The sequence below is a fragment of the Sporosarcina sp. USHLN248 genome (assembly GCF_037144575.1).
GTDB classification, from domain to species: Bacteria; Bacillota; Bacilli; order Bacillales_A; family Planococcaceae; genus Sporosarcina; species Sporosarcina contaminans.
Genome location: NZ_JBBCZC010000069.1, coordinates 1 through 10,173 on the forward strand (window position 1 = coordinate 1; position 10,173 = coordinate 10,173).

8 protein-coding genes are annotated in these 10,173 nt (G+C 42.8%); 2 read left to right on the forward strand and 6 right to left on the reverse strand.

Annotated elements, in window-relative coordinates; translation table 11 throughout:
* Window positions 1–143: 143 nt before the first annotated feature.
* From WFH04_RS17430 to WFH04_RS17445, 4 genes are all read right to left on the reverse strand, one after another.
* Entirely contained in the window at window positions 144–2,549 is a 2,406-nt protein-coding gene (locus tag WFH04_RS17430) for a penicillin acylase family protein (RefSeq protein ID WP_336825496.1), read from the reverse strand.
* A 438-nt stretch (window positions 2,550–2,987) separates the two neighbouring features.
* Window positions 2,988–3,905, reverse strand: coding sequence for a UDP-N-acetylmuramate dehydrogenase (murB, locus tag WFH04_RS17435; RefSeq protein WP_336825482.1), 918 nt, complete (start codon window positions 3,903–3,905; stop codon window positions 2,988–2,990).
* Window positions 3,906–4,276: 371 nt separating this feature from the next.
* Entirely contained in the window at window positions 4,277–4,816 is a 540-nt protein-coding gene (locus tag WFH04_RS17440; protein WP_336825484.1) for a GNAT family N-acetyltransferase, read from the reverse strand.
* Window positions 4,817–4,935: 119 nt separating this feature from the next.
* Complete coding sequence (locus WFH04_RS17445; protein WP_336825486.1) at window positions 4,936–5,643, reverse strand: DsbA family oxidoreductase; 708 nt, start codon at window positions 5,641–5,643, stop codon at window positions 4,936–4,938.
* Between the two features lie 98 nt (window positions 5,644–5,741).
* Here WFH04_RS17445 and WFH04_RS17450 point away from each other — a divergent pair, with 98 nt between their 5' ends.
* Window positions 5,742–7,118, forward strand: a complete 1,377-nt coding sequence (locus tag WFH04_RS17450) for an FAD-dependent oxidoreductase (protein WP_336825488.1) — start codon at window positions 5,742–5,744, stop codon at window positions 7,116–7,118.
* Window positions 7,119–7,268: 150 nt separating this feature from the next.
* On the opposite strand, the gene WFH04_RS17455 is transcribed toward WFH04_RS17450, so the two are convergent.
* Complete coding sequence (locus WFH04_RS17455; protein WP_336825490.1) at window positions 7,269–8,195, reverse strand: manganese-dependent inorganic pyrophosphatase; 927 nt, start codon at window positions 8,193–8,195, stop codon at window positions 7,269–7,271.
* A 42-nt stretch (window positions 8,196–8,237) separates the two neighbouring features.
* Window positions 8,238–8,681 carry an Rrf2 family transcriptional regulator gene (locus WFH04_RS17460; RefSeq protein ID WP_336825492.1) on the reverse strand — a complete coding sequence of 148 codons (444 nt, stop codon included), beginning with the start codon at window positions 8,679–8,681 and terminating at the stop codon, window positions 8,238–8,240.
* Window positions 8,682–8,845: 164 nt separating this feature from the next.
* Between WFH04_RS17460 and hmpA the strand changes: the two genes are divergently transcribed.
* The gene (hmpA, locus tag WFH04_RS17465; RefSeq protein WP_336825494.1) at window positions 8,846–10,033 is read left to right on the forward strand and encodes an NO-inducible flavohemoprotein; all 1,188 of its coding nucleotides are present in this window, start codon (window positions 8,846–8,848) and stop codon (window positions 10,031–10,033) included.
* The last annotated feature ends 140 nt before the right edge of the window (window positions 10,034–10,173 follow it).

A 10,173-nucleotide genomic window follows, 5' to 3' on the forward strand; every position in this document is an offset into this window, starting at 1 on the left:
CGTGCGCCTGGAACGGAAAGCGACGGTTGTCAGGGGTTCCCCATTTATTCTCCAACCAGAAAGGGACTATCACAGAAAATCAGTTTTCACTGACTTTCTGGACAGCCCCTTCAGTTTAGAAAAGCTCATGAGCCCAGATCTATCTATTCGTCTTTCTTCGCCTTTAAGATGAGTGTAGATCCATTTTCTATCTCGCCCCCAAGCACTGTTTCATGGAAGTCACCTTTCGCCCAATCGTCTGCCTGATCGTGGAACCATTCAGATTTTATGTGGCCGCTTTGTCCAGGTCCTACAACATGATATGTCCGCGACAAGTCTGACAGATCTGCAACGAAGCGCCACGACGCACCATGGTTTACTGTGCCATCCTCTTTGAAAGCTGCCGCTTGTACCGTTATGTTTGAACCGCCAATCGGCTGCTTTTTCGGATTCAAGAAGTATTCAAAGATCGGTGATGCAGATGCCAATGGATGCGGGAACGATAGCTGGTGGAAATCTCCCCATTTCCATTTCTTCGGATTATCGCCGAAGTCCTCTTTTATTGATTGAACCGCTTCTGCAAAAGAGTCATAAACCCATTTGTCTACACCTCCGTACTCACTTACCCACGAACCCGGCTGCCCTTCGTATGAAGCTCTTAGCAATTGGTCTGTAATTTGCCCTTTGCCCGGCATAAGCTTGTAAACGTCTTCTGGCATTGCATCACTGAACATCGTAATTGGCAATTGCTTCATTAGCTTATGGAACAGAAGTGGCGCATTTTGGTCAGCTCCATCGAATTGATCCCAATCCTTCAAGATTTGGATAAGCTCCGCATACTTGCCATCCTTATCTTCCGCTTCGATGGATGTTAAAAGAGCCGGCAAAAATTCCTTTGCGTAAACGTTTTTCTGATCCATTTGCAAGGCCATCATATCGTCCACTGTAAATTGATCCCCTTCACTTAACACTTCAGCGATGCGGATATAGCGATAAGGTTGCGCCCATAGTTTCGTAATATGATACGGATAGCTATCATCGATTACTTCGTTGTTCGCTGTTGCGATAAATCCTTCTTCTGGATTGACGAGTGTTGGCAATTCATCATAAGGAACGTAGCCAATCCAACCGTATTCCGAAGAATCTCCCGGTACCGGAAGCTGCCCTTCTCCTTGTTTGCGCAATGGTATTCTGCCGTTCGCTTTATAGGTAATTGTACCGTCTTGAGCCGCAAACACAAAATTTTGGGCTGGTGCATGGAAATCTTCCAAAGCCTTCTCAAATGTATCCCAGTCGCTTGCTTTATTCATTTTCATAATCGCTTCTAATTCTTTCGTCGGTTCAAGCGCTGTCCATTGCATCGCAAATTGAGCACCCGGATCCTCCGTTTTATAAAGGATTTCCGAAATAATCGGTCCATGTCTCGTTACGACAACTTCAAACGGCACGTCTTCCTCGCCTTTTACTTTGATTGTTTCATCACGAACCTCGGCTTGTTCCCATTTACCATCGTATTTAAATTGGTAGGGATCGTCAGCATTCGGTATTTCAATGTACAAGTCTTGCACGTCTGGCCCAACATTCGTGACGCCCCATGCAATGTTTTCGTTATGACCTAAAATAATGCCCGGAATTCCTGCGAAAATAACGCCGCTCACGTTTTGCTCTGGCGATTCCAAATGCATTTGATACCAGATGGACGGTGTGTTTAATCCAAGGTGCGGATCGTCTGCCAACAGCGGCTTCCCTGATTTGGTCTTTTCTCCAGATACGACCCAGTTATTGCTGCCATTGAATTCAGGTGGCACCATGTTAGGATCGAATTTGCCCACGACCTCTACCGGATTTTCAATATTTGCTGCAATGATGGACGGTGCATTCTCGGGATACGTAATGAAAAGCTCTTTCGCTTGATCTTCCGTCAAATTGTTTAATGCCCAATGCCTTACTGCTAAACTATCCCAATTTCCGCCTAAGTCGTATGCCATATATTTACCGATTGTCAACGAGTCAATTGAAGTCCACGGCTCTGGCTCATAGCCTAACAGTTTGAATTCATACGGCAGTTTGCCGTCGGCTTTCGCTTGTTCCATGAAAGCGTTGACGCCTTCCGCATACCATTCCAATACTTGCTTCGCATCTTCGCCGTAGCCGTCATAAGAAGCCTCTGCTGCGTTGCGTAAGCTGAACGTCCGGAATAGCTTGTCTGTATCAATAGCTGCAGCCCCCACGACTTCTGCCAATCGGCCGCTCGCTTGTCTCCGCGATAAATCCATTTGGAACAAGCGATCCTGTGCCTGGACAAAGCCTTGCGCCCGGTAAAGATCTGCATCGGACTTAGCTTTAATATGCGGCACGCCCGCTTCATCCCGGACGACGGTCACATCTGCATCCAACATTTCCGCAGCCATTTCCCCTTCAATGACCGGCTTGGATTTTCCTATGTACATATTTACAAATAACAATGCGACAAGGAGCAATGCCGCTAAACTGCCAAATATAGCGACTAACGCCTTTGTCCATTTCCCCCATTTACTTTTTTTCACTTTCTCTCCCCCTTCTCCTACCATATTCGCTGAATGATGATTCAATTCCTTTCGATGTTCGGAATTTTTGTCGGATGATAGGATTGGTGGGAGGGAAAATAATTGAGATCGAAGGGAGTTTTGCGCATTTCTTGACAGGTTTTGCGGGGGTTTATGCTGGTGTGTAGGTGGTTATGCACGGGGAGGCGGAATTATGCGGGATTGTAGGCGGTTATGCGAGTATGTATGAGTTTATGAGCGGGGCTGTGAAGCTATGCTGGCTTAACTGGACAGTGGATATTGGTTTATGCGGCTTCTCGGGCAAGTTATGTGCTGAATGAATGGGCTTCGGGAGCAATTATGCGTTTTGGCAAGAGTTTTTATGTAGGCGAGACTGTATCTTCCGAGAGTGCATTTTATATGGTTTATTCAAAAGCAAAAAGGCCCCTGGTCTGTATTTAGACCAGGGCACTTATTTCACGATTACTGTGGCTCTTCTCCAACGATTTTCACTTCAAGTTCCAATTCAACATTAAATCTATTTTTCACTTCTTTTTTTACCATTTCAATCGTTTGGATGTAATCAGACGCCGTTGCGTTGTTTTTATTAATAATGAAACCTGCATGCTTTTCCGATACTTCAGCGCCGCCAAATCCTTTTCCTTGCAAGCCGCTATCTTGAATCAGCTTGCCGGCAAAATAGCCGACAGGACGCTTAAAGACACTCCCTGCAGATGGGTATTCAAGAGGCTGCTTCGATTCGCGTTGGAATGTTAAGTCGGCCACTTTTGCGTCAATTTCGCTTTGATTTCCTTCCTCTAACTTAAAATCTGCAGAAAGGACGAATAACCCATTTTTCGCAATGATGCTTTGACGATAACCCAATTCCAATTCATCTTTCGATAAAACAAAGATTTTTCCGGTCCGATCCATTACAGTTGCCTGTACGATAATATCCTTTATTTCTCCACCATAGGCACCGGCGTTCATCGCCATCGCACCACCGACTGATCCAGGAATGCCACACGCAAATTCAAAACCTGTTAGGCACGCGGCTGCGGATTGGCGCGAAACATCTATAATGTGAGCACCAGCTTCCGCATGGACATGCGTTCCGTTAATGACGATTGTATCCAACTTTGACATATGAAGCACAATGCCTCTCACACCGCCATCCCTTACGACCATATTGGAGCCGTTTCCTAATAAAAGAAGAGGTATTTCGTTTTTATATGCATATTTTACAGCAGCTTCCATTTCATCCATCGTCCCGGGCATTACTAGAAGATCCGCAGAACCGCCTAATTTCGTTTTTGTATATTTATTTAAAGGTTCATCTACAAACAGTTCGCCTGTTTTAATCACATTTTTTAATTCTTCAAGCCAAATATACTTTGACATCTAAACACAACCCTTTCGATTAGTGAAGTTCCGAAGATTTTGTCAGGCCATGATCAGATTTTGAAACGTAATAAGGCCTTTCCATCTCAAGTTGTGTCCATATTTTTAGAATAGTTAAAAACATGGACATCCGCTCGACTTCCGCCGAATGAGGATAAATACTTTCACCATTATAAGTATGCTTGCAATCGAGTTATTTGACAAGCAATTCTTCTTAAATGATCATCAGATTTGCCATTGTTTACAAATCAGAATAAATAAGAAAAATCATTCCTTTTGTATAGCTTTTGCCTTGGATTAATATAAAGATTAATTGCCCTAACAGATGGCAGGAAGCAATCCGCTTAGGGCAATTTTTTACTCATTATCTTTTATATTTTATTGAATTCACTATTTAATAAACCATAAATATATTCATCATGATGCTGCCCATTCGTAAAGACCATACTTCTTAAAGTGCCTTCACGCTTGAAGCCAAGATGCTCCTGCAAGCTAATGGAGCCCTCATTGAAATCATATATATGGGCCGTCGCCTTCACATAACGCAATTCATTGAAATAATAACGAAGTAAAATCTTTACAGCATCCGCTGCGTAACCATTACGCCAGTAGGGGCGAAAAATAGCCACTCCATATTTAAATGTTCCGTTACGGGCATCACAGCTATGCGCCCTAATGCTTCCGACTAATTCTCCATCAAAATTTTCAATAGCAAGCATCACGTTATCTCCATCTGCTCCTATTAAGGATTGCTGTTCAGCCCATGCTTTCGTTCCGGCTTCCGATCTTGGAAAGTAAATCGCATCTGATGATCGTGCCCCTTCTGAATCTCGATCATTCTCATGAAACCTCACCCAGTCATCAGGCACAATTGCTCGAAGCCTGACTTGTTCACCTTCCCAAACGTACAATATTCTTCTCCCCTTCCCTTCCATAAAGGATACCCTAACAATCCGAATCCAACGTCAAAATTCCAATCCATTAAAAAATGGCGTTCAAACTTTTATCAGTTCGAACGCCACTTTAGCAATTACATATCGCAATGATCGTCTGTACATATCCCTTGGCTTTCGTCTCCTAACACTTTTAGTTGAGGAGTGATGCCTTCTTCTTCTGCCACTTTCCGCAATGCCTGTTCAAATACTTCTGTTGGCTGCGCTCCGGAGATTGCATACTTTCGGTTGATGACGAAGAATGGCACGCCTTGTACACCGATTTCCCCAGCCTCTGCAATATCTTGCTGGACCGAGTCTTTAAACTCATCCGACTGAAGCATTGTCGCTATACGTTCAGTAGATATCCCGACCTCATCTGCAATTGCAGTTAAGACAATGGGGTCATCTACTCTTTCTCCTTGAATGAAATGCGCTGACATGAGACGTTCCGTTACAGCGAAGCTTTTTCCTTCCGCCTCTCCTAATTTTGCGAGACGATGTGCATCCAACGTATTGGCAACTTTCATTTCTTCGACATTATAGGATAGTCCGACCGTCTTCGCTTGTTCTGCGACATTCGCCATCATTTGCTTGGCTTCCTGTAAACTGATTCCGTATTTCTTGGAAAGCCCTTCGATCGATGAGCCTCCAGACATTGCCGGCGTAGTTGGGTCGAGCTGAAAAGCTTTGTAAACAACTTCCGCTTTATCCTGCAAACCTGTTGCAGAAAGCGCCATTTCCAACCTTCGTTTGCCGATATAACAAAACGGGCAAACATAATCAGACCACACTTCTATTTTCATCCCCGAAACCACCTTTCATTTTCTATTTTAGATATTGGTCAAAATGGTAACAATGAATATGCTTGGCAAGTTCAACAAGTCTATTTGGAGGGCTGAAAATGTTCAATTCACTTTGGTTACAAACTGCTTATACACGTGATACTTATCCGCAACTTGAAGAAGATGTTTCTTGTGAAGTGTGCATTATTGGTGGCGGGCTGAGTGGTATCGCAAATGCGTATTTTTTAGCTAAAGAAGGCAAGGATGTCATTTTACTTGAAAAAGACTCGATTCTTTCAGGGGCGACCGGAAATTCTACCGGGAAACTGACCGTTCAACATGATGTTGTCTATACAGATTTGATAAAACAATTAGGGCTGGAAAATGCAAAGATTTATTATGAGGCGAATCAAGAAGCGGTTTTATTCGGACGCTCGATTGCAGAATGGGACGAATTGAGACTCGCCGATTCAATTCTATTTTCACAAACAAAATATGGAACTGAGCGTTTGGAAGATGAGATGAAAGCTTATAAGGAAATTGGCATCAATGGTGAGTTAGGTTGGAACACGGAACTGCCTTTGAAGGTTGAAAAGACGTTAACAATTAGAGATGAAACTCAAATCCATCCGGTTCGTTTCGGCCAGCACTTGGCTAAATTAGCCCAAAAAGCAGGCGCTCGCATTTATGAAAAATCCGACGTGGAACTGATGGACTTGAAAAAACGTTTGCTTTATACTGCTTCTTCAAACGAGATCCAATTCAATGAGTTAATTTTATGTACGCACTATCCGATTGAGGCACTACGTGGTTTACAAATTATGAAATTAATCGTAAGCCGTTCTTATATTGTCTCGGCTTTGGCCAATATGCCGTTAACCGGGCAATATATTTCCGTCGATGACCCGAAGCGTTCGATCCGCACAGCTTTTATCGATGGGAAAACACACTTTCTTTTAAGCGGCGAAGGTCATCAGGCAGGTATGGAAAAAGAGACGCAAATTCATTATGAAAAGCTTACAACGGAGCTTAAAAATATATACCAATTGGATTCTGTCCAATACGGTTGGTCAGCACAAGATCCTTCAACCCCTGATTTAGTTCCCTATGCTGGAGCCATTTCACCGAGCATGCCGTACGTATATATGAATACAGGATTTCGAAAATGGGGACTTTCAAACTCTATAGCCTCCGCCCGTATAATAAGTGACAAAATCCTTGGACGCCCAAATAAGGCAGAAGCACTATACGCTCCCGACAGGACAGGGTTCAGTTCATTTTTATTGCAAGCTTTGCGCAATACAGGCCTTGTCTTGAAAGAATTCACAGGGGGACATATAACCCGGACCGATTCACCGATCTGCACGCATATGGGATGCCGAACACGTTGGAATGAAGGCGATCAAACATGGGATTGCCCATGTCATGGCTCTCGTTTCAGAAAAGACGGCTCTGTCCTTGAAGGGCCTGCGACGAAGCCGTTAGATTTATCATAGATAGCAAATTGTAATGGCTTTTCAGAATGCCGGTGCGCTTGGAAAACGAGAAAAACGTATTGCTTCTTACGCCATTGATCGTTTTTCACGATATGATCAATCCAACAAAAAAAGCGGATGATGGATCAATAATCCAACAACCGCTTTTACTTATTTTAGTGCTTCTGTTAAGACAGGCACGATTTGTTTTTTTCGCGACACGACACCTTTTAATGTTGCCGTGTTGTTGTCAAGCGCTACATTGAACGCAGCAGCAGCGCGATCTGCAGCAGTTCCAAGTGCGATTACGACCGAATCGTTGTTCAAAATGTCTGTAACGACGAAAAGGAATAGATCGAGCCCCTTTTCTTCAATAATACTATTTAACAAAACTTCCAATTCTGCTTGGCGATCCATTACATCCGCGATTTCGATCGCATTCACTTGTGCAATTTCCACTTTCGCTTCACCCATCGTGAACTCTTTCGCATCCAATGAAACAAGCTCTTCAAGCGACTTGCCGCTTAAATCAGCACCCGCCTTCAGCATCTCCAAACCGTACTCTTCTGCATTTACACCTGCAATCGCTGATAGCTCATCAGCCGCCTTGCGATCTTCTTCAGTAAACGTAGGAGATTTAAATAGCAGGGAATCTGAAATAATAGCAGACAGCATCAATCCAGCAATATTTTTCGGAATGTCAACGCCATTCTCTTTATAAAGCTTGTTCAAAATGGTAGCTGTACAACCCACTGGCTCTGCACGGTAGTACAACGGATCATTCGTTTCGAAATTCGCAATCCGATGATGGTCGATTACTTCAAGCACTTGCACTTCATGCAAATCATCGACGCTTTGCTGTCTTTCATTATGGTCGACTAAAATGACTTGCTGTGCTTCTGGAGCTGCTTTTTCAATTAAACGCGGTGCTTCAAACCCGAATTGTCCAAGAGCATATGCCGTTTCTCCAGAAATTGATCCTAATCTTACCGCTTCAGCATCCATGCCTAACTGCTGTTTTAAATACGCATAACTGATCGCCGATGTAATCGTGTCAGTATCAGGGTTTTTATGTCCAAAAACTAAAACTTTCCCCATTGTTAAGCCTCCTATGGTATCTTTAAATTCTTTTATATTCTATCACAAAGATTTGTCGAACAAAATTGCTGCCAACTCGTCTTTATTGATTATAAAATCGGCAATTGTATACTTGTCCAAAACGGTTAAATAAGCAGACAGCGCTTCGTAAAGGACACCCTTTAACCGGCAAACAGGAGATAGAATGCAATGGTTTCCGCCTTCTTTAAAACATTCAACAAGATAGAAATCATCCTCCGTCTTGCGTACAAGCTCTCCGACATTGATTTCCTCCGGTTTTATCCGCAGTCTAATTCCGCCGCCACGTCCCCGAACTGTTTCAACAATCCCCATTTTCCCTAATTCGTGTACTACTTTCGTCAAATGGTTTTTTGAGATTGCATAGCGATCTGAAATTTCCTGGACTGTCGACAATTCACCTGTCTCCCTCGATCCCAAATAGATGAGGACGCGCAATGAGTAATCTGTATATAAAGTTAGACGCATATTATCACCGCTCTTTCCCACACTATTATAGCGATTATGACAAGAACGTGAAAGAAATGTGTCCAAAAATGTAACAGTTCCTTAAAGTTGTATTTTATATATAGCTTTGAAACTATGCATCGTTTATTATTAAATTACAAATACGAGAAAGGTTGTGGATCAGTATGTTATCCCAAAAAACAATTGATATCGTAAAGTCAACAGTACCAGTACTTGAGCAACACGGAAAAACAATCACCACTGTATTTTATAAAAATATGTTTGAAGCACACCCTGAACTTCTCAACATTTTCAACCATGCCAACCAATCACGCGGACGCCAGCAAACAGCGCTTGCAAATGCAGTTTATGCAGCAGCAGCGAATATCGACAACTTAGGCGCAATCTTGCCTACCGTTATCCAAATTGCACATAAGCACCGCTCCTTAGGAATTATGCCAGAACATTATCCGATCGTAGGAGAAAATCTTTTAGGAGCGATTAAAGAAGTATTAGGCGATGCAGCCACTCCCGAAATCATCGATGCGTGGGCAGAAGCTTATGGAGTTATCGCTGACGCTTTCATCGGTGTTGAAAAAGAAATGTATGATAAAGTCGAAGAAGCAGATGGCGGTTGGAGAACATTCAAGAAATTCACGATTGCCCAAAAGGTTAAAGAAAGCGATGTTATTACTTCATTCTATTTGAAGCCTGTTGACGGCAAGAAATTGCCTTCTTACAAACCTGGCCAATACATTACAATCCGCTTAAATATTTTTGGTGAAAAATATACATTGAACCGTCAGTACAGTTTGTCACAAGCTCCTAATGAAGAAATGTTCCGCATTTCTGTGAAACGAGAAGATGAATGCACGCCGAATGGTAAAGTATCAGTCCATCTTCACCGCAACTTAAATGTTGGGGATGAAATTGAAGTAAGCGCGCCTGCTGGCGACTTCTACCTTGATACTGAAAGCACAGCGCCAGTTACTTTGATCAGCGGCGGAGTCGGTTTAACACCGATGATGGCAATGTATGAAACGATTGCAAAAGAAACACCAGAACGTCAAGTTGCTTTCCTTCATTCAGCACGAACAAGAAAGCACCAAGCATTCGATCAAACATTACGCGACATAAATGAATCCCTTCCAAATTCAACATACGAAGTCCTTTATTCCGAAGAAGGAGACGGATTTATCAACGCAGAATTTTTATCAAAATACGCAATTAAAGGAAGCGATGTCTACGTCTGCGGTCCAACGCCTTTCATGAACGCCGTCATTTCCGCTTTACATGAAATCGGCTTCACAGACGATAAAATTCACTTTGAATTCTTCGGTCCTGCTGAACAATTGGAATTAGTGCAAGCATAAGAAAACGCGATCACAACATAGTGATCGCGTCAGACTGTAGACAAAAGGGTTGGAAATCGAATTGATTTCCAACCCTTTTGTCAATTATGAAGTTATTTTAACGGAAAAAGGCCTTTTTATCTCGTAATATTAGCTTCTAT